Source organism: Pseudomonas sp. Os17 (genome assembly GCF_001547895.1).
Taxonomy (GTDB): Bacteria; Pseudomonadota; Gammaproteobacteria; order Pseudomonadales; family Pseudomonadaceae; genus Aquipseudomonas.
Map to the genome: position 1 here is coordinate 6,208,805 of NZ_AP014627.1, position 22,697 is coordinate 6,231,501.

The following is a 22,697-nucleotide window of genomic DNA, read 5'->3' on the forward strand; positions in this document are numbered from 1 at the left end:
CCTAGTGGAGCGCGCAGGTCACGCAAATCGGGGCTCAGGAGAGATTCGCCTCAGCCGCCTGGAAGGTTGTCTGTAGGGATTGCCCTACAAGGATGGCGGGATTGGGTAAGGGCAGTGGCCAGCGACACGCTGCAAGCGGCAAGAAACGGCAAAAGCCTGAGGGCGAGGATGTCGCAAATGGATAAGTGCCCTCCCCGGGAGGTGAAGAGAGCACTGGAGCAGGTGTCAGAGCAGCTTGTGCTCCATGGCGTACTTCACCAGCTCAGCGAGGGACGTGACGTTGAGCTTTTGCATCAACCGCGCCTTGTGGGTGCTGATGGTCTTGCTGCTCAGCGCCAGTTGCTGGGCGATGTCGTTGACATTGGCCCCTTGGGCCAGGCGTTCGAAGACCGAGAATTCGCGCTCGGACAGCAGCGAATGCAAGGGGCGGGCGTCGGTCAGACCGACTTCGAAGACCATGCGGTCCGCCAGATCCGGATCGATGTAGCGCCCGCCCGAGGCCACCTTGCGGATCGCGGTCAGCAGCAGCGACGGGTCGCTGTCCTTGGTGGCGTAGCCGGCAGCGCCGATCTTCAACGCCCGGGCGGCCATCTGCGCCTCATCGTGCATCGACAGCACCAGAATCGCCGGCGGGTTGTTCAGCGCGCGAATCCGCGGAATCGCCTCCAGACCGTTCACCCCGGGCATGGAGATGTCCAGCAGCACCACCTCGCAGCTCACCTGGCGCAGGGTTTCCAGCAGTTGCTCGCCGTTGCTCGCCTCCCCCACCACGGTGAGATCCTTGGCCAACCCGATCAGCTGCTTGATGCCCTCGCGGACAATGGTGTGGTCTTCGGCTACCAGTACACGGATCACGCGCTTCTCCTCGTTATTGTTCTGGATCCAGGGGCACCCGGACGCTCAAGGTGGTGCCTTCGCCCTGCTCGCTTTGCAGCACCAGGCTGCCGCCCATGATCAGCACCCGCTCGCGCATGCCCACCAGCCCAAAGGAGGTTGGCCGTGCCGAAGCGGTGTCGAAACCAAGACCGTCATCGCTGATGCTCATGCACAGTTCCGCGCCTTCCAGGGTCAGGGACAGTTCCACAGTATGCGCCTGGGCATGACGCATGACATTGGTCAGGGCCTCCTGGAGGATGCGGAACAGGCCGATGGCCTTGGCGTCGCTCAAACGCGGCAGGTTGTCCGGCACCTGCACCAGGCAGGGAATCTGGGTCCGTGCCTCGAACCGCCGGGCCTGCCATTCGATGGCCGAAGCAATGCCCGCATCGAGGATCGGCGGCCGCAGGGCGGTGGCCACGTCTCGCACCAGCTGGAACAACTGGGCAATCAGGCGCTTCATGCTGTTGAGGCGCTCATGCAGGCCCGGGTCGAGCTGGGCATAGGCCAGCTCGCACATGGACGTTTCCAGCTTGAGCACGGTAAGCATCTGCCCCAGTTCGTCATGGACTTCCCGGGCAATGCGGGCCTTTTCTTCCTCGCGCACGCTCTCCAGGTGCGCCGACAGCTCGCGCAATTGCTCCCGGGAGCTGGCCAGTTCCAGCTCGATGCGCTTGCTTTCGCTGATGTCCCAGACGATACCGTCCCAAACGAAGGCGCCGTCATCCAGGCGCCGGGTAATGGCCTTGATCTCGGCCCAGCGCTGCTGGCCCTGACGGGTCAGGATGCGGCCCTGCCAGGACCAGTCGCTGTCGGTATCCAGGGCCTGGTCCTGGGTCTGGTGGTAGCTGGCCTTGTCGTCCGGGTGCACCAGGCTGCGCAGGCCGGTGTCCCGGTGAGCCAATACCGCCGGTGGGTAGCCCACCAGGGTTTCGCTGCCTTCGCTGATGTAGGCAAAGTCGATCTGCCCGGTGACCGGCGCCCGTTCCAGGCGAAACACCAGGCCCGGAACGTTGGCGGCAATGCCCTGCAGGCGCGCTTCGCTTTCACGCAGGGCCGCCAGGGCCCGCCGGCGCTCGGTGACATCGTTGAGATAGACCACCAGGTACTCGCTGTCGCGAAAGCGCAGGAAGCTCAATGACACGTCCGCCGGCAGAATACTGCCATCAGCGCGCACACACTCCGTCTCGAAGCTTTGCACCCCCTCCTCGCTGGCCCGGGCCCGTTTCCACAGGTTGAGCCAACGATCCATGTGCAGGTTGGGTTCGAAATCGATCAACGGCCGGTCAATCACCCCGCCCGCCGGATAGCCGAGCATCTCCTCGGCGGCGCGGTTGGCGTAGCGCACGTGGCTGTCCCAGTTGACCCAGAGAATGCCCACGGTGCTCTGGTCGATGGAAAACTGCGTCAGGCGCAGGGCTTCCTCGCTGGCGGCGCGCAGGGCGATGTCCTCGCGAGCCGCCAACAGCCGCTGCTCCAGGGTGCGTTGCTGACGGCGCTGCCAGAAGACGATCGCCAGGCTGGCCAACAGCAGGATCACCAACAGCAGGCTGAGGTTCTGCCAGACGCCGGGGGACTGCCCCAGCCGCGGGTACTTGGGCTGCAGCCAGCGACTGTGGAGTTGTTCCAGATCCTTGGCCGGAATCGCATGCAGAGCTCTTTCGACGATGCTGGCCAGCTCCGGCCAGTCGCGCCGGGTCGCTACCCGCAACAGCTGCGGCAGGCCAATGTCGCCCACCACCGCCAGCCCGGCGAACTCCGCCTCCCCCGACAGGCGACTGAGCTGGGCCTCGTCCACAACCGCATAACGGGCCTGTTGGCTCAGCAGCAACTGCAGGGCCTGGCGCTCCAGGGGCACCCCTTGCAGGTTCAGATTGGGATAGGTCTGACGCAGGTAGTCGGCCACCGCGCTGGGCATCCGCACCGCGACCCGGGCCTGGCTGTCGAGCTTTTCCAGCTCGACTGCGCCCGCCCCCTTGCGCTCCCCCACCACCAGTTGCGGCACGCGCATGTAAGGGTCGCTGAACAGCCACAGGCGCAGGCCGGCAGGTGTCTGGGTCAGGCCCGGAGCCATGTCCACTTCGCCGTCGCGCAAGGCTCTTTCCAGTTGTGCCTGATCAGGGAAGTTGCGCCAGCTGAGCTCGATCTTCAGCGCCTGGGCCAACGCCTGCATCAGTTCGACGTTGGCGCCGGATAAACGCTGCAGGCGCCGGTCGTACTGAGCGAAGGGCGCCTGCAGCACCAGCCCCACGCGCAATTCCGGGTGCTGCTCAAGCCATTGCCGCTGCTCCTGGCTCAAGGCCGCCATGGGCCCGGGAGACGTGGGCGCCGCCCAGCCTATCAAGGGAAGGCAGACACAGCCGATAAGCAAAAGGCAGCGAAAAAGCATCATCTGAAGTCTCACACCCTGACAAATACTGACCAACCCATTAGGCTGCCGGAATTACTTCTGGCCTGGAATATCCGATGCCCCTTGTCCACCGCTCGGCACTGCCTGCATTGTGCCTGTCGCTGATCCTGCCCTGGACCTTTTCTGCACAAGCCGCCGATCCGGCTCCGGAAACCAAGGCTCCCGAGGAACAACCGGCGCAACGCCAACCCCTGCCCGAGCGCAGCCAGGAAGACGCCAGCGCCCTGGCACGCCAGTTGCCGGCCCAGGAGCAGCAACAACTGCAAGCCGGCGGTGACACCTTCCTGGCCCTGTGGAAGCCGGCCAACACCAGCGACCCCAAGGGCGTGGTGATTATCCTCCCCGGCGCCGGTGAAACCGCTGACTGGCCGCAAGCCGTGGCGCCACTGCGCAACAAATTGCCGGACACCGACTGGGGCAGCCTGAGCCTGACCCTGCCGGACATGCTCAGCGAAGCGGCCCAGCCGCGGGTAGTCGAGGCGGCTCCAGCCCCCACCGACAAGAGCAACACCGCCAAGGACGCCAGCACTGAAGCCAAGCCCATCGAACAGGTGGCCGGCGGCGAAACCGACGTGGCCGACCGTGTCGTCGCGGAAAGTACCGAGGAACAGGTCAAGGCCGATGCCGAGCGTATCTTTACCCGGATCGACGCGGCCCTGGCCTTCGCCGAACAACAGAATGCGCGCAGCATCGTGCTTCTGGGCCACGGCACGGGCGCCTACTGGGCTGCCCGTTACCTGAGCGAGAAGCAGCCCTCGCAAGTGCAAAAACTGGTGATGGTGGCCGCTCAAGCGCCGGCCAACGGCAAGCCCCAACTGGCGGAACTGACACCGACCCTGAAACTGGCCACTGCGGACTTTTTCTACGCCGACAAGAGCGCCGCACAGAAAGCCGCGCTGGAGCGGCTGCAAGCCAGCAAGCGCCTGAAGCATTCGAACTTCAGCCAGATCCCGCTCAAGGCCGTGCCGGGCAATGCTGCCGCCCAGCAAGAGCAATTGTTCCGCCGGGTCCGCGGCTGGCTGAACCCACAACCGACCGACAGCTGAAGACACCGGCCGCCATCGCCTGAGTAACGACGACGGCGGCGCGGCCCAGGCTTATCGATCTCAGCGAAAGTCCCGGCGCTGGCGGATCAGGGCATAAGCACTGTGCAGCTCCCGGGTCTTTTCCGTGGCCTCACGTATCTGCTCCGTACTGGCGCCACTGCCGGCAATCTTGTCCGGGTGATGGCGGCTGAGCAGTCGTCGATAGGCGCGCTTGATCTGCGATGGCTCGCTGGTGGCGGCGACCCCCAGCAGACGTAGCGCCTCCTGATAGGTCAACGGCGCTTCGGCCAGCGCGCGTCTTGCCGGACCATACTCCTGTGCCAGGGCCTGGATCTGCTCCGACGTCCAGCCCAGCCACTTGCCCCAGAGCTGGATCAGTTCACGCTCCGCCGGCCCTACCCGGCCATCGGCCCAGACCATGCGCCAGCAGGCACGCAGCACCCCTTCCGCAGCGTGGGGCTGGGCTTTGAGGCGCCGCAGATAGCCGCGCAGACGATCATTGCCCGACTTGCCCCGGTTGAACGCCGCTATGGCCCTGCGCTGTGCTGTTTCATTCATGTCCAGCGAGCGCATTTCCTGGCGTGCTTGCTGAATGTGCCCATCCACCACCCGACCGTCACTTTTCGCCAGGCGCCCCAACAGCACGAACAACAGTTCATCGTTGCGCAACGCAGAGGGTCCACCCAGACGCTCACGCACATGTGCCCAGCTGTGCAGTTGCAGACGCCGGTCCAGCGCCTGCCCCAACAACGCCCCAAGCATGGCCCCCGGAATGCTGGCAATTGCAAAACCCGCTCCGGCTCCGATCAGAGTCCCTGGCCACCACATTTCAGCGACTCGCTTGCAGCAGGCGCTCAACCTGCGCCAGGCGCTCGACCGTGCCGACGTCGATCCACTGTCCCTGCATGTGCTCGCCGCTGACCTGGTCCCGGGCCATGGCCTCGCGCAGCAGTGGCGCGAGCTTGGAAGGACCGGCCACGCAGTCTTGGAACAAGTCGGGATGCAGGACCGAAATACCGCTGAAGGTCAGGGCCGCCACTCCAGGGCGAGCGTCGTGCAACATCCCGTCCTCCAGGCAGAAATCACCACCGCTGGGGTGATGAGCCGGGTTGTCCACCATGATCAGGTGAGCAAGCCCGGTCAGCGGGCGGCGTAATGTGGCGAAGTCGTAATCGGTCCAGATATCGCCATTGACCACCAGGAACGGTTGGTCACCCAGCAATGGCAGGGCCTGGAAGATTCCGCCTGCGGTTTCCAGCGGCTCGCTTTCAGCCGAGTAGCGGATGTTCAGGCCCCAGCGTTGGCCATCGCCCAACGCATCCTCGATCTGCTGGCCGAGCCAGGCGTGATTGATGACGATGTCGCGAAAGCCCGCCCGAGCCAGGGCCCGCAGGTGGTATTCGATCAGTGGGACGCCAGCCACCGGCAACAATGGCTTGGGGGTGGTCAGGGTCAGGGGGCGCATGCGCTCGCCTTTGCCGGCCGCCAGAATCATCGCCTTCATGCCTCACTCCCCGCGGACTGGCGCAGGCTGCACAGCAATTGCCCAAGTTCGGCCAGCTCGGGACGGCGGGCCAGTACCGCTTCTATATAAGCAATGAAGCGCGGCACATCCGTGAGGTAACGCGGCTTGCCGTCGCGATGGCAGATCCGCGAGAAGATCCCGATCACCTTGAGGTGACGCTGCACGCCCATCAGGTCGCTGGCACGCAGAAAGGCTGCAAAATCGTCCTGCACGGGAATTCCCAGCGCCCGGGCGCGATTCCAATAGTCGCTGAGCCAGCTATGGACCCGTGGCTCCGGCCAACTGAGGAAAGCATCCTTGAACAGGCACGTGACGTCATAGGTCACGGGACCGTAGACCGCATCCTGAAAATCCAGAACCCCCGGGTTCGGTTCACTGAGCATCAGGTTGCGCGGCATGTAGTCCCGGTGCACCAGCACCTTGGGCTGCGCCAGCGCGCTGTCGATCAACAGATCGCTGACCCGCTGCCACTGTTCACGTTGCTGCGCGCTGAAGGTGATCCCCAGCTCGCGCCCGACGTACCACTCGGGAAACAGCTCGAGTTCACGACGCAGCAGAGCCACATCGTAGCTGGGCAGCGGCGCCTCCATCGGCAGTTGCTGAAACGCCAGCAACGCCTGCAATGCGTCGTCAAACAGCGCGTCGGCGTTGTGCTCGTCGATCACGTCGAGATAGGTCTTGTTGCCCAGGTCATTGAGCAGCAGGAAGCCGCGCGCCAGATCCTGTGCATAAATTTTCGGCACGTTGATGCCTGAAGTCGCCAGCAAATGGGCGATATCCACGAAGGGTTTGCAATTTTCCTGAGGGGGCGGCGCATCCATGACCACAAAGCTGCGGTCAGCACCCTGCCAACGGAAATAACGGCGGAAACTCGCGTCGCTACTGGCCGCGGTCAATGTCGTCGGGGGCACTTCGCCCCAGCCTTGCTCTGCGTAAACAATCGCCAACTGCTCATCGAGCCAAACTTTCAGGTGTTGCAAGCGTACATCTTGGTCAGGCATTACAAGGGTCTCCGACGGCGCTAGCCGTCAAGCGGGTCATGCTTTATTATCCAGCATCTTTTTCAGACCATCGAGAGGCGTGCGGCCCACACCGCGGGCAGATGGCACGCAGGAAGCCCGGACTAATAAGATGGCATTGAAATCCCCCGCGTTTCGTAAAAAATTCCCGTTGCTGGTTACCGGCGGTTTGCTGGCCCTGCAACCTCTAGCCACTTCCTTCGTGGTCGCTGCGGAACAGTATGACTGCTCAGTCTCTGCTTCGGGTGGCTGGGCCTGTGCGCCGAAAACCAGCGCAGCCCAACTGCCTCCACGGCCGGTTCACGACGCCAACTCGGTCAGCTCCAGCGTTGCTACAGCGGCTGATGCCGGCGCTGCGGGCGAAGCAGCCAGCGGCGACAAGCCGACGCTGGTGACCGAAGCCAAAGGCCGTGGACTGAAATCCCGCAGTGCGGACTACAGCCACCTCGACTGGGTGCCGCGTGAGAAGCTCACCGCCGCTCAATTGGCCGAGACTGGTCCTTACTGCTCTGGTTCCTATATCGAACCGATTCGTCCTGGCATGAATGACAAGACGAATAAAAGTGACGCCCCGACCTTTATCGGCGCCAAGGCCTCGCGTTATCAGCAGGAAGCACAAGTGGCGACCCTGGCCGGTGACGTGGTCATGCGCCAGGGCAGCATGCAGGTCGAGGCCGACGAGGCCAACCTGTACCAGGCCGAGAACCGTGGCGAACTGAGCGGCAACGTACGGATTCGCGACAACGGCACGCTGATGGTCGGCGACCACGCCGACGTGCAACTCGACACCGGTGAAGCCAAGGTCGACAACGCCGAATACGTGATGCACAAGTCGCGGGTACGGGGCAGTGCGCTGTACGCCAAGCGTGCGGAAAACGCCATCATCCGCCTCAAGGATGGTACGTACACCACCTGCGAACCGAACAGCAACGCCTGGCAGCTCAAGGGCAACAACATCACCTTGAACCCGGCCACCGGCTTCGGTACCGCGACCAACGTGACCTTGCGGGTCAAAGATATTCCGGTGCTCTACACCCCGTATATCTACTTCCCGATCGACGACCGTCGCCAGTCCGGCTTCCTGCCACCGAGCATCAGTACTGGCAGCGACACCGGCTTCATGCTGGTCACGCCGTACTACTTCAACCTGGCACCTAACTACGACGCCACGTTGTACCCACGCTACATGGCCAAGCGCGGCCTGCTGATGGAAGGCGAATTCCGCTACCTGACCAAGAGCAGCGAAGGTCAGTTCGGCGCGGCTTACCTCAACGACGACGATACTGATCGCAGCAAGCAGACCGACTACGAAAAAACCCGCTACATGCTCAACTGGCAGCACAAGGGCGGGCTTGATTCGCGTCTGATGACCGAGGTCGACTACACCAAGATCAGCGATCCCTATTACTTCCAGGATCTGCAGACTGATCAGATTGGCGTGAAGTCCACCGACTATGTTAACCAGCAAGGCGTCGTGACCTATCGTGGCGACGACTACACCGCTCGCCTCAACGTACAGGCGTACGAGCTGGCCAGCGTATCCAACATTACGCCGTACAACAAACTGCCGCAGATCACTTTCAACGGTGCTCTGCCGTACCATCCGCAAGGTTTGGATTTCACCTATGAAACCGAGTTGGTGCGGTTTGAGCGGGATCTGCTCAATGGTAACTACACGGACAAAGACGGTGGCCCGTTCAACTCGAACGGCACAGTGGGCACCCCACGCCTTGATACCAACGTTGCTGGTCTGGCACGTTCCAACGGCGACCGCCTGAACCTCAAACCCGGTGTCAGCCTGCCGCTGAACTGGAGTTATGGCTACCTGACACCGTCCCTCAAGTACATGTACACCCAGTACAATCTTGACTTGGACGCCCAAGGTAAAAATGACCTGGTGATTAACCGCAACCGAGCGGCAGCGCTTGGCGAGTCATACAAGAGCTCGCAGAATCGTGGCGTTCCAATCGCCAGCCTCGACGGTGGCCTGTACTTCGACCGCGACACTCAATGGTTTGGTAAAAACTACCGCCAGACCCTGGAACCCCGCGCGTTCTACCTCTATGTACCCGAGGAAGACCAGAAGGACATCCCGGTGTTCGATACCGGCGAATACACCTTCAACTACGCCTCGCTGTTCCGCGACAACCGCTTCTCGGGCTCCGACCGCGTCGGCGACGAGAACAAGTTGTCCCTGGGCGTAACCAGCCGCTGGATCGAGGACAACGGTTTCCAGCGTCAACGCATCAGCGTCGGCCAGGCTCTGTACTTCAAGGACCGCACCGTCCAGCTCCCGGGTATCGACTACCGCACCCGCGACGACGCCAAGTCCAACGTCTCGCCTTACGCGCTTGAATACGAGTACCGCTACAACCGCGACTGGCGTACCACTGCCGACTACAACTGGGACCCGGACAGCCACAGCCCGCGTTCCGGCAGTGCGATGCTCCACTACCAGCCTGAAGACAACCCGAACAAGGTCATCAACGCCGGCTATCGCTACCGCAACGACCAGATCCGCTATGACCAGAACAGCGGCACCTGGAAAATGGGTGGCGACTACGGCACTGCGGGCCAGCCTGGCTACGTGAAGGACTACTACAAGATCCAGCAGCATGACTTCTCGGTGATCTGGCCGATCGTGCCGCAATGGAACGCCATCAGCCGTTGGCAGTACGACTACAACCGTAACCGCACGCTCGAGGCCTTCGGTGGTTTCGAATACGACAACTGCTGCTGGAAACTGCGCCTGATCAGCCGTTACTGGGTCAAGTATGACGAGTTCAGTCAGAACGCTCCGGAAAACGAGAAAGGCGACCGCGGCATCTTCCTCCAAATTGTTCTGAAGGGTCTCGGTGGCGTCATGGGCACCAAAGTAGAGAGCTTCCTCGACAAAGGCATCCAAGGTTATCGTGAACGTGAAGACCAAGCTTTCTGATTGTCTGCGCCCGCTGATGCTGGGCGCGCTGTTCCTGAGTACCGCGGCCAGCGCCGCGGTGCAGTCCATCGACAAGGTCGTGGCCATCGTCGATAACGACGTGGTCATGCAGAGCCAGTTGGACCAGCGGGTTCACGAAGTCCAGCAAACCATCGCCAAGCGTGGCGGTGGCGTGCCACCTACCAGCGTTCTGGAACAGCAAGTTCTGGAGCGCCTGATCGTTGAAAACCTGCAACTGCAGATTGGCGAGCGTTCCGGCATCCGCATCACCGATGAAGAGCTGAACCAGGCCATCGGCACCATTGCCCAGCGCAACAGCATGAGCATCGAGCAGTTCCGCGCCGCCCTGGCTCACGATGGCCTGTCTTATGAAGACGCGCGTGATCAGGTTCGCCGCGAGATGATCATCAGCCGCGTGCGTCAACGCCGTGTGGCCGAACGCATTCAGGTGTCGGAGCAGGAGGTGAAGAACTTCCTGGCCTCGGACCTGGGCAAGATGCAGCTCTCCGAAGAACTGCACCTGGCCAATATCCTGATCCCGACCCCGGAAAGCGCCAACTCCGAAGCGATTCAGAGTGCCGCCCGCCAGGCCATGGACGTGTACCAGCAACTCAAGCAAGGTGCGGACTTCGCCCAACTGGCGATTGCCCGCTCCGGCAGTGATAACGCCCTGGAAGGCGGCGACATGGGCTGGCGTAAAGCCGCTCAACTGCCTCCACCGTTCGACCGCGAACTGAGCGCAATGGCCGTTGGCGACATCACCCAGCCAGCACGCACCCCAGGCGGTTTCATCATCCTCAAGCTGCTGGACAAGCGCGGTGGCGGCAATCAGGTGCGTGACGAAGTGCATGTACGCCACATCCTGATCAAGCCAAGCGAAATTCGCAGCGAAGAAGAGACCAAGCGCCTAGCGCAGAAGCTCTATGAGCGCATCGAAGCCGGCGAAGACTTCGCCGAACTGGCGAAAAGCTACTCCGAAGACCCAGGCTCGGCACTCAACGGCGGTGATCTGAACTGGATCGACCCGAACGCCCTGGTACCGGAATTCCGCGAAGTGATGGCCAAGACCCCACAAGGTCAGCTGTCCAAGCCGTTCAAGAGTCCTTATGGCTGGCACGTACTGGAAGTCCTTGGCCGTCGCGCCACCGACAGCACCAGCCAGGCCCGTGAGCAACAAGCCATGACCGTCCTGCGCAACCGCAAGTACGACGAAGAGCTGCAGACCTGGTTGCGACAGATCCGTGACGAGGCCTACGTCGAAATCAAACTGCCTGGCGCTGAACAGGCGGCACAGTGAAACCCAGACGTTTCGCTTTGACACCCGGCGAACCGGCGGGTATAGGTCCTGACCTATGCCTGCTGCTCGCCTCGCAACCCCAGCCTTACCCCCTGATTGCCATTACCAGCCGCGACCTGCTCCTTGAGCGGGCCGCGCAACTGGGTGTGGCAGTCAATCTGCTGCCGGTGACCCTGGAGCAACTGCCGAATCAACCCGCCCCCGCAAACAGCCTGTATGTCTGGGACACCCCCCTGGGCAAACCGGTGGTCAGCGGCCAGCTGGACCAGGCCAATGCCGCCTTCGTCCTGGAAACCCTGACCCGCGCTGGCCAGGGCTGCCTGGATGGGCACTTTGCCGGCATGATCACAGCCCCCGTGCACAAGGGCGTGATCAACGACTCCGGAATCGCCTTTTCCGGGCATACCGAATTTCTCGCGGACCTGACCCACACCGAACAAGTGGTGATGATGCTGGCCACCCGTGGCCTGCGCGTGGCCCTGGTGACCACCCACCTGCCCTTGCGGGAGATTGCCGACGCCATCACCGTCGAGCGCCTGGAGCGGGTCACACGGATCCTGCATGCCGACCTGCAGCATAAGTTCGGCATCCCCCAGCCACGCATCCTGGTGTGTGGGCTCAACCCTCATGCCGGTGAAGGCGGACACCTGGGCCGCGAAGAAATCGACATCATCGAACCCACCCTAGAGCGCCTGCGCAATGAAGGCATGGACCTGCGCGGTCCATTGCCAGCCGACACTCTGTTTACCCCCAAATATCTGGAGCACTGCGACGCAGTGCTGGCGATGTACCACGACCAGGGCTTGCCCGTGCTGAAATACAAAGGCTTCGGCGCGGCCGTCAATGTGACGCTCGGCCTGCCGATCATCCGCACCTCCGTCGACCACGGCACCGCCCTGGACCTGGCCGGCAGCGGCAAGATCGACACCGGCAGCCTGCAGGTCGCCCTGGAAACCGCCTACCAGATGGCCGAGAACCGTTTATGAGCGAGCAATACCAACACCGGGCGCGCAAGCGCTTCGGTCAGAACTTCCTGCACGACGCCGGCGTCATCGACCGCATCCTGCGGGCCATCCACGCCAAACCCGAAGACCGCATGCTGGAAATCGGCCCGGGCCAGGGCGCCCTGACCGAAGGCCTGCTGGGCAGCGGCGCGCAGCTGGATGTGGTGGAGCTGGACAAGGACCTGATCCCGATCCTCAACCAGCAGTTCGCCGGCAAGAGCAACTTCAACCTGCATCAGGGCGATGCCCTGAAGTTCGACTTCAACACCCTGGGCGCGGCGCCAAGCAGCCTGCGGGTGGTCGGCAACCTGCCCTACAACATCTCCACTCCGCTGATCTTCCACCTGCTGCAGAACGCCGGACTGATCCGCGACATGCACTTCATGCTGCAAAAGGAAGTGGTCGAGCGTCTGGCAGCCGGACCCGGTGGCGGTGACTGGGGCCGCCTGTCGATCATGGTCCAGTATCACTGCCGCGTGGAACACCTGTTCAATGTCGGTCCCGGCGCCTTCAACCCGCCACCGAAAGTCGACTCGGCCATCGTGCGCCTGGTGCCTCATGCGGTACTGCCACACCCGGCCAAGGATCACCGACTGCTGGAACGCATCGTGCGCGAAGCCTTCAACCAGCGCCGCAAGACCCTGCGCAATACCCTCAAGGCCCTCCTCAGCAGCGCCGAGATCGAAGCCGCCGGCGTCGACGGCAGCCTGCGCCCCGAGCAATTGGACCTGGCCGCCTTCGTGCGCCTGGCCGATCAGCTGGCCGACCAGCCCAAGCCTGCTGCCGACTGAGCGTTACCTCTGCCCGAGATCGGGTAGGACGCCGGACAGGATGTCTGGTTTACTACCCGGTACTTGACCTAGACTGACCTCCATCAGCTTTGTCCCGCGCCCCGCTTTGCTTTAAAGGCCTCTTGCATGTCCGATCCTCGTTATCAGGTCGATGTCAGCGTCGTCACCCGCTTTCTGGCAGACCAATCGCAACCCGAGCAGAACCGCTTCGCATTCGCCTACACCATCACCGTTCATAACAATGGCTCGCTCCCGGCCAAGCTGCTGTCCCGGCACTGGGTGATCACCGACGGCGACGGCCACGTGGAAGAAGTGCGCGGCGCCGGCGTGGTTGGCCAGCAACCGCTGATCGCCGCCGGCAAGAGCCACACCTACAGTAGCGGCACCGTGATGACCACCCGGGTCGGCAACATGCAGGGCAGCTACCAGATGCTCGCCGAAGACGGCAAACAGTTCGACGCCATCATCGCGCCCTTCCGCCTGGCGGTCCCCGGAGCCCTGCACTGATGGCAACTTACGCTGTCGGCGACCTGCAAGGCTGCCTGGAGCCACTGCAGTGCCTGCTTGAACAAGTCGCCTTCGACCCGGCCCGGGATCGCCTGTGGCTGGTGGGCGACCTGGTCAACCGTGGCCCGCAGTCGCTGGAAACCCTGCGCTACCTGTACTCGATCCGCGATTCGCTGGTCTGCGTGCTGGGCAATCATGACCTGCACCTGCTGGCCGCCTGGCGCAACATCGAGCGCTTGAAAAAGTCCGACACCTTGCGCGAGATCCTCGAGGCCCCCGACCGCGAAGAACTGCTGCAGTGGTTGCGCCAGCAAAAACTTATGCACTACGACGAAGCCCGCCATGTGGCCCTGGTGCATGCCGGCATCGCCCCTCAGTGGTCGCTGAAAAAGGCCCTCAAATGCGCCGCCGAGGTGGAAGAGGCGCTGCGCGACGACAATCTCTTCGAACCCTTTCTGGACGGCATGTACGGCAACGACCCGGCGAAATGGGACAGTGACCTCAAAGGCGTGACCCGCCTGCGGGTCATCACCAACTATTTCACCCGCATGCGCTTCTGCACCAGCGAGGGCAAGCTCGATCTCAAGAGCAAGGAAGGACTGGATACCGCCCCGGCGGGCTATGCCCCCTGGTTCAGTCACAAGGAGCGCAAGACCCGGGACCTGAAGATCATCTTCGGCCACTGGGCGGCCCTGGAAGGCCATAGCAACCAACCCGGCATTTTCGCCCTCGACAGCGGCTGCGTCTGGGGCGGCGCCATGACCCTGCTGAATGTCGACAGCGGCGTGCGCCTGACCTGTGATTGCGATGCTCAGGGACACGCCGCACACCCTTCCCCCAACCCCTTGCCTGTCTCGGCAAAGCGCTAGTCGGCGCTGACTATCAAGCTCCAGGAGCCCGCCATGAGCGAATTCAAACGCATTCCCCCAGAACAGGCCCAGGCGCTGCGCGAGCAAGGTGCCGTGGTGGTGGACATCCGCGACCCGCAAACCTATGCCCTGAGCCATATCAGCGGCTCGCAGCATCTGGATAATCACTCCATTTCCGACTTCATTCGCAACGCCGACCTGGACGCCCCGCTGGTGGTGGTCTGCTATCACGGAAACTCCAGCCAGAGCGCCGCCGCGTATCTGGTGAGCCAGGGTTTTTCCGATGTCTACAGCCTCGACGGCGGCTTCGAACTGTGGCGCAGCACCTACCCGACGGAAACCGCCCAAGGCGGCGCCGAATAATTTTTTTCCTCAGCTCCAGCCCGCGTACTACGTGGGCTGACGCGCCACCGGACGAACGGTAGTGCGCAACTAATTCCCCATCTCGCCTTGACCTCCCGGATTCCGAACTATCCTTAGCCTCAGGCCATCCAAATCAGGGGAGAGCCGGTACACCGGCGAGTGGGTCATCGGTACTAGCTTTCAAGGTCGATAGCTTTGGAAGTGTTCTGGGGGGTAAACGGCAACTGGATTTTCAGTTGCTCGCCAGCACTTGACTGACTGATCCGACGCCGGCTCAACGTATCGAGCGAGGTGACGTCATGAGTATTTTTAGCCACTTCCAACAGCGCTTCGAATCCACACGCCAGGAAGAGTTCTCACTGCAGGAATACCTGGAGCTGTGCAAGAAGGACCGAAGCGCTTACGCATCCGCCGCCGAACGCCTGCTATTGGCCATCGGCGAGCCGGAACTGCTGGACACTTCGACCAACTCGAGGCTGTCACGAATCTTTTCAAACAAGGTGATCCGGCGTTATCCGGCCTTTGAAGACTTCCATGGCATGGAAGAATGCATCGACCAGATCGTCTCCTACTTCCGACATGCCGCTCAGGGCCTGGAAGAGAAGAAGCAGATCCTCTACCTCCTGGGTCCGGTGGGCGGTGGTAAATCGTCCCTGGCCGAGAAGCTCAAGCAACTGATCGAAAAAGTGCCCTTCTACGCCATCAAGGGTTCCCCGGTCTTCGAATCGCCACTGGGGCTGTTCAACGCCACGGAAGATGGCGCGATTCTCGAAGAAGACTTCGGCATTCCCCGGCGCTATCTCAACACCATCATGTCGCCCTGGGCCACCAAGCGCCTGTCGGAGTTTGGCGGTGACATCAGCCAGTTCCGCGTGGTGAAGCTGTACCCGTCGATTCTCAACCAGATCGCCGTGGCCAAGACCGAGCCCGGGGACGAGAACAACCAGGACATTTCGGCACTGGTCGGCAAGGTGGATATCCGCAAGCTGGAAGAATTCCCGCAGAACGATGCCGATGCCTACAGCTACTCCGGGGCACTGTGCCGGGCCAACCAGGGCCTGATGGAATTCGTCGAGATGTTCAAGGCCCCCATCAAGGTGCTGCACCCATTGCTGACCGCCACCCAGGAAGGCAACTACAACAGCACCGAGGGGCTGGGGGCGATCCCCTTCACCGGCATCCTGCTGGCCCACTCCAACGAATCGGAGTGGCACACCTTCCGCAACAACAAGAACAACGAAGCCTTCATCGACCGGATCTATATCGTAAAGGTGCCTTACTGCCTGCGCGTCACCGATGAGGTGAAGATCTACGACAAGCTGCTGTTCAACAGCTCCCTGGCCAAGGCCCATTGCGCCCCCGACACCCTGAAAATGCTGGCGCAGTTCACTGTGCTGTCGCGCCTCAAGGAGCCGGAGAACTCCAACATCTACTCGAAGATGCGGGTCTATGACGGTGAAAACCTGAAGGACACCGATCCCAAGGCCAAGTCGATCCAGGAATACCGCGACAGCGCCGGCGTAGATGAAGGGATGAATGGCCTGTCGACCCGGTTCGCTTTCAAGATCCTGTCGAAAGTCTTCAACTTCGACCCCCATGAAGTGGCGGCCAACCCGGTGCACCTGCTGTACGTGCTGGAACAGCAGATCGAGCAGGAACAGTTCCAGGCGGAAACTCGCGAGCGTTACCTGCGCTTCCTCAAGGAATACCTGGCGCCGCGCTACATCGAGTTCATCGGCAAGGAGATCCAGACCGCTTACCTGGAGTCCTACAGCGAGTACGGCCAGAACATCTTCGACCGCTACGTGCTCTATGCGGACTTCTGGATTCAGGATCAGGAATACCGCGATCCGGAAACCGGCGAGATCCTCAATCGCGTGGCCCTCAACGAGGAGCTGGAGAAGATCGAAAAACCGGCCGGTATCAGCAACCCGAAAGACTTCCGCAACGAGATCGTCAACTTCGTCCTGCGTGCCCGGGCCAACAACAACGGCAAGAACCCCACCTGGCTCAGCTACGAAAAACTGCGGGTGGTCATCGAGAAGAAAATGTTCTCCAACACCGAGGACCTGCTGCCGGTCATCAGCTTCAACGCCAAGGCCAGCAAGGAGGATCAACAGAAACACAACGACTTCGTCACACGAATGGTCGAGCGCGGCTACACCGACAAACAGGTTCGGCTGCTGTCCGAATGGTATCTGCGGGTCAGAAAATCGCAGTGATGCAGCTGCAAGCTTCTAGCTACGAGTTGCAAGCGCGATGCTGCGGAGCCCTCCCGGGCCCCGCCGCTACGCCGCTTGCGGCTTGAGGCTTATGTCTTGAAGCTCCCCGGAGGGGCCCATGAGCTATGTGATCGACCGACGTCTCAACGGCAAGAACAAGAGCACGGTGAACCGCCAGCGCTTCCTGCGGCGTTACCGTGACCATATTAAAAAGGCCGTCGAAGAGGCCGTCAGCCGCCGCTCCATCACCGACATGGAGCACGGCGAACAAATCAGCATTCCCGGGCGGGATATCGACGAACCGGTGCTGCACCACGGCCGTGGCGGCAAGCAGACCGTGGTCCATCCCGGGAACAAGGAATTTACCGCCGGCGAACATATCGCCAGGCCTCAGGGCGGCGGCGGTGGCGGCGGCCGCGGCAAGGCCGGCAACTCCGGCGAAGGCATGGACGAATTCGTCTTCCAGATTACCCAGGAAGAATTCCTCGAGTTCATGTTCGAAGACCTGGAACTGCCCAACCTGGTCAAACGCAACCTGACCGGCACCGACACCTTCAAGACCGTGAGAGCGGGGATCAGCAACGAAGGCAACCCGTCGCGGATCAACATCATCCGCACCTTGCGCTCGGCCCACGCCCGACGCATTGCCCTGTCCGGCAGCAGCCGGGCCAAGCTGCGGGAGGTGAAAGAAGAGCTGGAACGCCTGAAACGCGAAGAACCGGACAACTTCGGCGATATTCAGGAACTTGAAGCAGAAATCGAACGCCTTAGCGCGCGCATTCATCGCGTGCCTTTTCTCGACACCTTCGACCTCAAGTACAACCTGTTGGTGAAACAGCCCAACCCCAGCTCCAAGGCGGTGATGTTCTGCCTGATGGACGTCTCCGGCTCCATGACCCAGGCCACCAAGGACATTGCCAAACGTTTCTTCATCCTTTTGTACCTGTTCCTCAAGCGCAACTACGACAAGATCGACGTGGTTTTCATCCGCCATCACACCAGTGCCCGTGAAGTGGACGAGGAAGAGTTCTTCTATTCCAGGGAAACCGGCGGGACCATTGTCTCCAGTGCCCTGAAACTGATGCAGGAGATCATGGCCGAGCGCTATCCAAGCAACGAATGGAACATCTACGCCGCACAGGCTTCCGACGGCGACAACTGGAACGATGACTCGCCCATCTGCCGCGACATCCTGATCAACCAGATCATGCCTTTCGTGCAGTACTACACCTACGTGGAGATCACTCCACGAGAGCACCAGGCCCTGTGGTTCGAATACGAACGTATCGCCGAGGCCTTCTCCGACACGTTCGCCCAGCAACAATTGGTTTCGGCCGGCGATATCTATCCGGTCTTCCGTGAACTCTTCCAGCGCAGGTTAGTGACATGACCGCCAGAGAGCAGAAGCGCCAACCTATCTCCACCGGCTCGGAATGGACGTTCGAGCTGATCCAGGCCTACGACCGCGAAATCAGCCGTATCGCGGCTCGCTATGCCCTGGATACCTACCCCAACCAGATCGAAGTGATCACCGCCGAGCAGATGATGGATGCCTATGCCTCGGTTGGCATGCCCTTGGGTTATCACCATTGGTCCTACGGCAAGCACTTTCTCAGCACCGAAAAGTCCTACAGCCGCGGGCAGATGGGACTGGCCTACGAGATCGTGATCAACTCAGACCCTTGCATCGCCTACCTGATGGAGGAGAACACCATCTGCATGCAGGCCCTGGTCGTTGCGCATGCCTGCTATGGCCACAACAGCTTCTTCAAGGGCAACTACCTGTTCCGCACCTGGACCGATGCCAGCTCGATCATCGATTACCTGGTGTTCGCCAAGCAGTACATCATGCAGTGCGAGGAGCGCCATGGCATCGATGCCGTGGAGGATCTGCTGGACTCCTGCCATGCCCTGATGAACTACGGCGTCGATCGCTACAAGCGGCCTTACCCGATCTCCGCCGAGGAAGAACGGCGCCGCCAGAAGGACCGGGAAGAGCACCTGCAGAAACAGATCAACGATCTGTGGCGTACCATTCCCAAAGGCGCGGACAAATACAGCGACAAGGACAATGCTCGCTTCCCCGCCGAGCCTCAGGAAAACATCCTGTACTTCATTGAAAAGCACGCACCCCTGCTGGAGCCCTGGCAGCGGGAGATCGTGCGCATCGTGCGCAAGATCGCCCAGTACTTCTACCCGCAGCGCCAGACCCAGGTAATGAACGAGGGCTGGGCAACCTTCTGGCACTACACCCTGATGAATGACCTGTATGACGAAGGCCTGGTGACCGACGGCTTCATGATGGAATTCCTCGCCTCCCATACCAGCGTGGTTTACCAGCCGGGCTTCGACAGTCCTTACTACAACGGCATCAACCCCTACGCCCTGGGCTTTGCCATGTACCGGGACATCCGCCGCATATGCGAGGAACCCACGGAAGAGGACCGCCGCTGGTTCCCGGAACTGGCTGGCACCGACTGGCTGTCGAGCATCAAATTCGCCATGAGCAGCTTCAAGGACGAGAGCTTCATCCTGCAGTACCTGTCACCCAAGGTGATCCGTGATCTCAAGCTGTTCAGCATCATGGACGACGACCAGAAGGACGACCTGCTGGTGCCGGCGATCCATGACGAAAGCGGCTATCGGATCATCCGCGAAACCCTGGCCGCGCAATACAACCTGGGCAACCGGGAACCCAACGTGCAGATCTGGAGCATCGACCGCCGCGGCGACCGCTCACTGACCCTGCGCCACCAGCAACATGATCGCAAACCCCTTGGCGACTCCACCGACGAGGTACTCAAGCACCTGCACCGCCTGTGGGGCTTCGACATTCACCTGGAAACCCTGCAGGGCGATCAAGTGGTGAAAACCCATCACGTCCCGCCAAGAAGCGATCACAACGAAAACGACTACGGTCGGCTGGACCTGGCAGTCATCCACCTCTGAGTCCAACAACAGTCCTCCGTCAGCGCGACACAAGAGTTATTCTGTCGCGCTAACGGAGGTTTTTTATGCGGATTTACAAAGTCGGCGGCGCAGTACGCGATCGCTTGCTGGGCAGGCCGGTCACCGATATCGATTGGGTGGTAGTCGGTGCCAGCGCAGAAGACATGATCGCTCAGGGCTTTCGCCCGGTTGGCGCCGATTTTCCGGTGTTTCTGCACCCCAAGAATGGCGAGGAATACGCCCTGGCCCGAACCGAGCGCAAGAGCGGACGGGGTTACGGCGGATTCACCTTCCACGCCAGCCCGGAAGTCACCCTGGAAGAAGACCTGATTCGCCGCGACCTGACGATCAACGCCATGGCCGAGGATGATCAGGGTGTCGTGACCGACCCATATAACGGCCAGAAGGATCTTCAAGAACGGCTGTTACGTCATGTTTCCCCGGCATTCGCCGAAGATCCCCTTCGAGTACTGCGGGTAGCGCGATTCGCCGCGCGCTATGCCGGCCTGGGTTTCAGGGTGGCCGCAGAGACGCTCGAACTGATGCGAGAACTCAGTGAGTCAGGCGAGCTGCAGGCCCTCACCGCGGAGCGCAGCTGGAAGGAGATTTCCCGGGCCCTGATGGAAGAACAGCCCCAGGTCTTCATCCAGGTGCTCCGGGACTGCGGTGCCCTGGCGGTGCTGATGCCCGAGGTCGACGCCCTGTTCGGCGTTCCCCAGCCAGCCGCGCACCATCCGGAGATAGACACCGGCCTGCACACCCTCAGCGTTTTGCAGCAAGCGGCACTGCACCATCAGCCCCTCTCGGTACGCTGGGCCTGCCTGCTGCACGACCTGGGCAAAGGCCTTACCCCCGAGCAGGAGTGGCCACGGCACATCGGACACGAACACAAGGGTCTGGAGCTGATCAAGGCCGTCAGCGAGCGGTTCAAGGTGCCACGGGAATGCCAGGAACTGGCATTGCTGGTAGGCCAGTACCACACCCACGCCCACAAGGCGCAGGAACTGAAGGCCTCGACACTGCTAGAGCTGCTGCAAAGCTTTGACGTGTTCCGTCGCCCGCAGCGCTTCGAAGAGTTCATTGCCGCTTGCGAGATGGATGCCCGCGGACGGTTGGGATTGGAGTCGCGCCCCTACCCCCAAGCGGACTATCTGCGCGGCGCGGCCAATGTGGCCCGGGCAGTGGCGGTCCAGCCGTTGCTTGAGCAAGGCTTCAAAGGCCCGGCACTGGGCGAAGCGCTGAGACTGGAACGACTGAAAGCGCTCAAGGCCTACAAGGAGCCGCCCACACCTTGAGCCCCGCGGGCAAGGCACAAGCCTTGCCCGCCTCACGAGCCGAGGCTGGGGACTAAAGCCCGGGAGGCGTCAGTTGCCGGCCCCGCCATTCGAACGGCACCGGCGCCAACACCTGATCGATCTGCGCTTCATGCCAGAGCGCCGCCAGGCTCTTGCCGGCCAGCGGATGCACTCGCTCAGGGGCCATCAGCGACAACGGCCAAAGCACGAAGGCATTCTTCAGGATCTCTGCCCGAGGCAGGATCAGACCATCGAAATTGCCGGTCAGATCGCCATACAGCAGCACATCGATGTCCAGCGGCAAGCCTTTGCGGTCCGGAGCATAGCGGCCGTTGTCCGCCTCGATGAACTTCAAGCGCCGATCCAGTTCAATCAACGGCAGATCGGTATAGCCCGACACCACCAGATTGAAGAACGGGCCGCTCTTGATCCCCACCGGCTGGCTCTCGAACACCGCCGAGCAACGCATATCCACCAGAAAGCCGGCCAGGGCATCAAGCCCGGCGCACAGGTGAACTTCACGCTCGATATTGCTACCGAGCCCCAGAAACACCTGAGTCAGCGACATCCGCGCTCGATCTCCACGCCCACGCCCGCGGCAGCCGGAACGGCACCCGGCTTGGTCAGTTTCAAATGCAGCCACGGAATATGGAATTCGCTCATCAGCACTTCGGCAAGACGCTCGGCAAAGGTTTCCACCAACTGGTACTGGGCCTGCTCGGCAAACGCCTGGATCCGCGTGGAAACGCTGGCGTAATCCAGCGCCAGCGTCAGATCATCCCCAGCGGCGGCCGGGCGATTATCCCAGGCAAAGCTCAGATCAAGACGCAGGCACTGTCGGATGCCACGCTCCCAGTCGTAGGCTCCAATCACGGTGTCCACTTCCAGTCCTTCGATAAACACTCTGTCCAAGCACTCTTCTCCGCAGCACGACAAGGGCGCAATGCGCCGTTAGAATCAGGGCGTCCTCGCCCGGAATAGTTAGCATGTTTTGGTTACTGGCGATTCTCGCCTACCTGCTTGGCTCTCTGTCCTTCGCCATTTTGCTCAGCCGCCTGACGGGTAATCCCGATCCGCGAATGAGTGGCTCGGGTAATGCCGGCGCCACCAACATGCTGCGCCTGGCCGGCAAGAAACTCGCAGTCCTGACCCTGCTGGGGGATCTCTGCAAGGGCTTGGTGCCCGTGCTGATCGCGCACCTTGCGGGACTCTCGCTGCAACAACAGGCCTGGGTCGGACTCTACGCCGTCCTTGGCCACCTGTTCCCTTTGTACTTCCGCTTTCGCGGCGGCAAAGGTGTCGCCACCGCCGCCGGCATGCTGCTGGGGCTTTATCCTCCAGCCGCCCTGCTGGCCGTCGCCGCCTGGGCGCTGACCTTCTACCTCACCCGTACCAGCTCACTGGCCGCCCTGATCGCCACGCCCCTGACCCTGCCGCTGCTGGCCTGGCAGGCGCCCGAAGCGCTGCTGCCGATGAGCGTACTGACGCTGCTGATCGTCTGGCGCCATCGCGGCAATCTACGCGACCTGTTTGCCGGCCGCGAACGGCATTTCTAAGTCCTCGACGATCAAAAGACTCAAGCTTAC

20 protein-coding genes are annotated in these 22,697 nt (G+C 61.7%); 13 read left to right on the top strand and 7 right to left on the bottom strand.

Features of this window, described 5'->3' with window-relative positions; genetic code table 11:
• Positions 1–225: 225 nt before the first annotated feature.
• Positions 226–855, bottom strand: coding sequence for a response regulator (locus POS17_RS27560; RefSeq protein WP_060841365.1), 630 nt, complete (start codon positions 853–855; stop codon positions 226–228).
• Positions 856–868: 13 nt separating this feature from the next.
• Positions 869–3,268 (bottom strand): PAS domain-containing sensor histidine kinase, encoded by a 2,400-nt coding sequence (locus POS17_RS27565; protein ID WP_060841366.1) that lies wholly within the window; start codon positions 3,266–3,268, stop codon positions 869–871.
• A gap of 74 nt (positions 3,269–3,342) precedes the next feature.
• Here POS17_RS27565 and POS17_RS27570 point away from each other — a divergent pair, with 74 nt between their 5' ends.
• On the top strand, positions 3,343–4,332 hold the full coding sequence (locus POS17_RS27570; protein WP_060841367.1) for an alpha/beta hydrolase family protein: 990 nt from the start codon (positions 3,343–3,345) through the stop codon (positions 4,330–4,332).
• Positions 4,333–4,392: 60 nt separating this feature from the next.
• Here POS17_RS27570 and POS17_RS27575 read toward each other — a convergent pair whose 3' ends face one another.
• The 3 genes from POS17_RS27575 to POS17_RS27585 are packed head-to-tail and all read right to left on the bottom strand — an operon-like array spanning position 4,393 to position 6,858.
• On the bottom strand, positions 4,393–5,160 hold the full coding sequence (locus POS17_RS27575; protein WP_060841368.1) for a TerB family tellurite resistance protein: 768 nt from the start codon (positions 5,158–5,160) through the stop codon (positions 4,393–4,395).
• A gap of 1 nt (position 5,161) precedes the next feature.
• Positions 5,162–5,836, bottom strand: a complete 675-nt coding sequence (gene murU / locus POS17_RS27580) for an N-acetylmuramate alpha-1-phosphate uridylyltransferase MurU (RefSeq protein WP_060841369.1) — start codon at positions 5,834–5,836, stop codon at positions 5,162–5,164.
• Complete coding sequence (locus POS17_RS27585) at positions 5,833–6,858, bottom strand: aminoglycoside phosphotransferase family protein (RefSeq protein ID WP_060841370.1); 1,026 nt, start codon at positions 6,856–6,858, stop codon at positions 5,833–5,835. Before POS17_RS27585 ends, murU begins: the two co-directional genes overlap by 4 nt.
• Positions 6,859–6,988: 130 nt before the next feature.
• On the opposite strand from POS17_RS27585, the gene POS17_RS27590 reads away from it, so the two are divergent.
• The 11 genes from POS17_RS27590 (at position 6,989) to POS17_RS27640 (ending at position 21,111) form a co-directional block, all read left to right on the top strand.
• Positions 6,989–9,814, top strand: a complete 2,826-nt coding sequence (locus POS17_RS27590) for an LPS-assembly protein LptD (protein WP_060841371.1) — start codon at positions 6,989–6,991, stop codon at positions 9,812–9,814.
• Positions 9,795–11,111, top strand: a complete 1,317-nt coding sequence (gene surA, locus POS17_RS27595) for a peptidylprolyl isomerase SurA (protein WP_042942111.1) — start codon at positions 9,795–9,797, stop codon at positions 11,109–11,111. Before POS17_RS27590 ends, surA begins: the two co-directional genes overlap by 20 nt.
• Positions 11,108–12,097: a 4-hydroxythreonine-4-phosphate dehydrogenase PdxA gene (pdxA, locus tag POS17_RS27600; RefSeq protein ID WP_060841372.1), complete on the top strand. Its 990-nt coding sequence runs from the start codon at positions 11,108–11,110 to the stop codon at positions 12,095–12,097. Before surA ends, pdxA begins: the two co-directional genes overlap by 4 nt.
• Positions 12,094–12,906 (top strand): 16S rRNA (adenine(1518)-N(6)/adenine(1519)-N(6))-dimethyltransferase RsmA, encoded by an 813-nt coding sequence (gene rsmA, locus POS17_RS27605; RefSeq protein WP_016967935.1) that lies wholly within the window; start codon positions 12,094–12,096, stop codon positions 12,904–12,906. Before pdxA ends, rsmA begins: the two co-directional genes overlap by 4 nt.
• Positions 12,907–13,032: 126 nt before the next feature.
• Positions 13,033–13,413 (top strand): Co2+/Mg2+ efflux protein ApaG, encoded by a 381-nt coding sequence (gene apaG, locus POS17_RS27610; protein ID WP_060841373.1) that lies wholly within the window; start codon positions 13,033–13,035, stop codon positions 13,411–13,413.
• Positions 13,413–14,282 carry a symmetrical bis(5'-nucleosyl)-tetraphosphatase gene (locus POS17_RS27615; RefSeq protein ID WP_060841374.1) on the top strand — a complete coding sequence of 290 codons (870 nt, stop codon included), beginning with the start codon at positions 13,413–13,415 and terminating at the stop codon, positions 14,280–14,282. The genes apaG and POS17_RS27615 overlap by 1 nt, the downstream gene beginning before the upstream one ends.
• Positions 14,283–14,315: 33 nt before the next feature.
• The gene (gene glpE, locus POS17_RS27620; protein WP_060841375.1) at positions 14,316–14,645 is read left to right on the top strand and encodes a thiosulfate sulfurtransferase GlpE; all 330 of its coding nucleotides are present in this window, start codon (positions 14,316–14,318) and stop codon (positions 14,643–14,645) included.
• A 299-nt stretch (positions 14,646–14,944) separates the two neighbouring features.
• Positions 14,945–16,867: a PrkA family serine protein kinase gene (locus tag POS17_RS27625; protein ID WP_011063831.1), complete on the top strand. Its 1,923-nt coding sequence runs from the start codon at positions 14,945–14,947 to the stop codon at positions 16,865–16,867.
• A gap of 118 nt (positions 16,868–16,985) precedes the next feature.
• Positions 16,986–18,257 (top strand): YeaH/YhbH family protein, encoded by a 1,272-nt coding sequence (locus POS17_RS27630; protein ID WP_060841376.1) that lies wholly within the window; start codon positions 16,986–16,988, stop codon positions 18,255–18,257.
• Entirely contained in the window at positions 18,254–19,816 is a 1,563-nt protein-coding gene (locus POS17_RS27635) for a SpoVR family protein (RefSeq protein ID WP_060841377.1), read from the top strand. Before POS17_RS27630 ends, POS17_RS27635 begins: the two co-directional genes overlap by 4 nt.
• A 65-nt stretch (positions 19,817–19,881) precedes the next feature.
• On the top strand, positions 19,882–21,111 hold the full coding sequence (locus tag POS17_RS27640; RefSeq protein ID WP_060841378.1) for a multifunctional CCA addition/repair protein: 1,230 nt from the start codon (positions 19,882–19,884) through the stop codon (positions 21,109–21,111).
• A gap of 52 nt (positions 21,112–21,163) precedes the next feature.
• Here the strand turns inward: POS17_RS27640 and folK are convergent, their stop codons facing one another.
• Both folK and folB read right to left on the bottom strand, forming a co-directional pair.
• Entirely contained in the window at positions 21,164–21,679 is a 516-nt protein-coding gene (gene folK / locus POS17_RS27645) for a 2-amino-4-hydroxy-6-hydroxymethyldihydropteridine diphosphokinase (protein ID WP_060841379.1), read from the bottom strand.
• Positions 21,670–22,023, bottom strand: coding sequence for a dihydroneopterin aldolase (folB, locus tag POS17_RS27650; RefSeq protein ID WP_060841380.1), 354 nt, complete (start codon positions 22,021–22,023; stop codon positions 21,670–21,672). The genes folK and folB overlap by 10 nt, the downstream gene beginning before the upstream one ends.
• A gap of 74 nt (positions 22,024–22,097) precedes the next feature.
• On the opposite strand from folB, the gene plsY reads away from it, so the two are divergent.
• On the top strand, positions 22,098–22,667 hold the full coding sequence (plsY, locus tag POS17_RS27655; RefSeq protein WP_060841381.1) for a glycerol-3-phosphate 1-O-acyltransferase PlsY: 570 nt from the start codon (positions 22,098–22,100) through the stop codon (positions 22,665–22,667).
• The last annotated feature ends 30 nt before the right edge of the window (positions 22,668–22,697 follow it).

Coding starts and splice junctions, on each gene's coding strand:
- POS17_RS27635 (WP_060841377.1), top strand. CDS start 18,254: ATGACCGCCAGAGAGCAGAAGCGCCAACCTATCTCCACCGGCTCGGAA.
- POS17_RS27625 (WP_011063831.1), top strand. CDS start 14,945: ATGAGTATTTTTAGCCACTTCCAACAGCGCTTCGAATCCACACGCCAG.
- POS17_RS27575 (WP_060841368.1), bottom strand. CDS start 5,160: ATGTGGTGGCCAGGGACTCTGATCGGAGCCGGAGCGGGTTTTGCAATT.
- POS17_RS27565 (WP_060841366.1), bottom strand. CDS start 3,268: ATGATGCTTTTTCGCTGCCTTTTGCTTATCGGCTGTGTCTGCCTTCCC.
- POS17_RS27640 (WP_060841378.1), top strand. CDS start 19,882: ATGCGGATTTACAAAGTCGGCGGCGCAGTACGCGATCGCTTGCTGGGC.
- POS17_RS27585 (WP_060841370.1), bottom strand. CDS start 6,858: ATGCCTGACCAAGATGTACGCTTGCAACACCTGAAAGTTTGGCTCGAT.
- folK (WP_060841379.1), bottom strand. CDS start 21,679: ATGTCGCTGACTCAGGTGTTTCTGGGGCTCGGTAGCAATATCGAGCGT.
- POS17_RS27615 (WP_060841374.1), top strand. CDS start 13,413: ATGGCAACTTACGCTGTCGGCGACCTGCAAGGCTGCCTGGAGCCACTG.
- plsY (WP_060841381.1), top strand. CDS start 22,098: ATGTTTTGGTTACTGGCGATTCTCGCCTACCTGCTTGGCTCTCTGTCC.
- glpE (WP_060841375.1), top strand. CDS start 14,316: ATGAGCGAATTCAAACGCATTCCCCCAGAACAGGCCCAGGCGCTGCGC.
- rsmA (WP_016967935.1), top strand. CDS start 12,094: ATGAGCGAGCAATACCAACACCGGGCGCGCAAGCGCTTCGGTCAGAAC.
- apaG (WP_060841373.1), top strand. CDS start 13,033: ATGTCCGATCCTCGTTATCAGGTCGATGTCAGCGTCGTCACCCGCTTT.
- POS17_RS27590 (WP_060841371.1), top strand. CDS start 6,989: ATGGCATTGAAATCCCCCGCGTTTCGTAAAAAATTCCCGTTGCTGGTT.
- murU (WP_060841369.1), bottom strand. CDS start 5,836: ATGAAGGCGATGATTCTGGCGGCCGGCAAAGGCGAGCGCATGCGCCCC.
- POS17_RS27570 (WP_060841367.1), top strand. CDS start 3,343: ATGCCCCTTGTCCACCGCTCGGCACTGCCTGCATTGTGCCTGTCGCTG.
- POS17_RS27630 (WP_060841376.1), top strand. CDS start 16,986: ATGAGCTATGTGATCGACCGACGTCTCAACGGCAAGAACAAGAGCACG.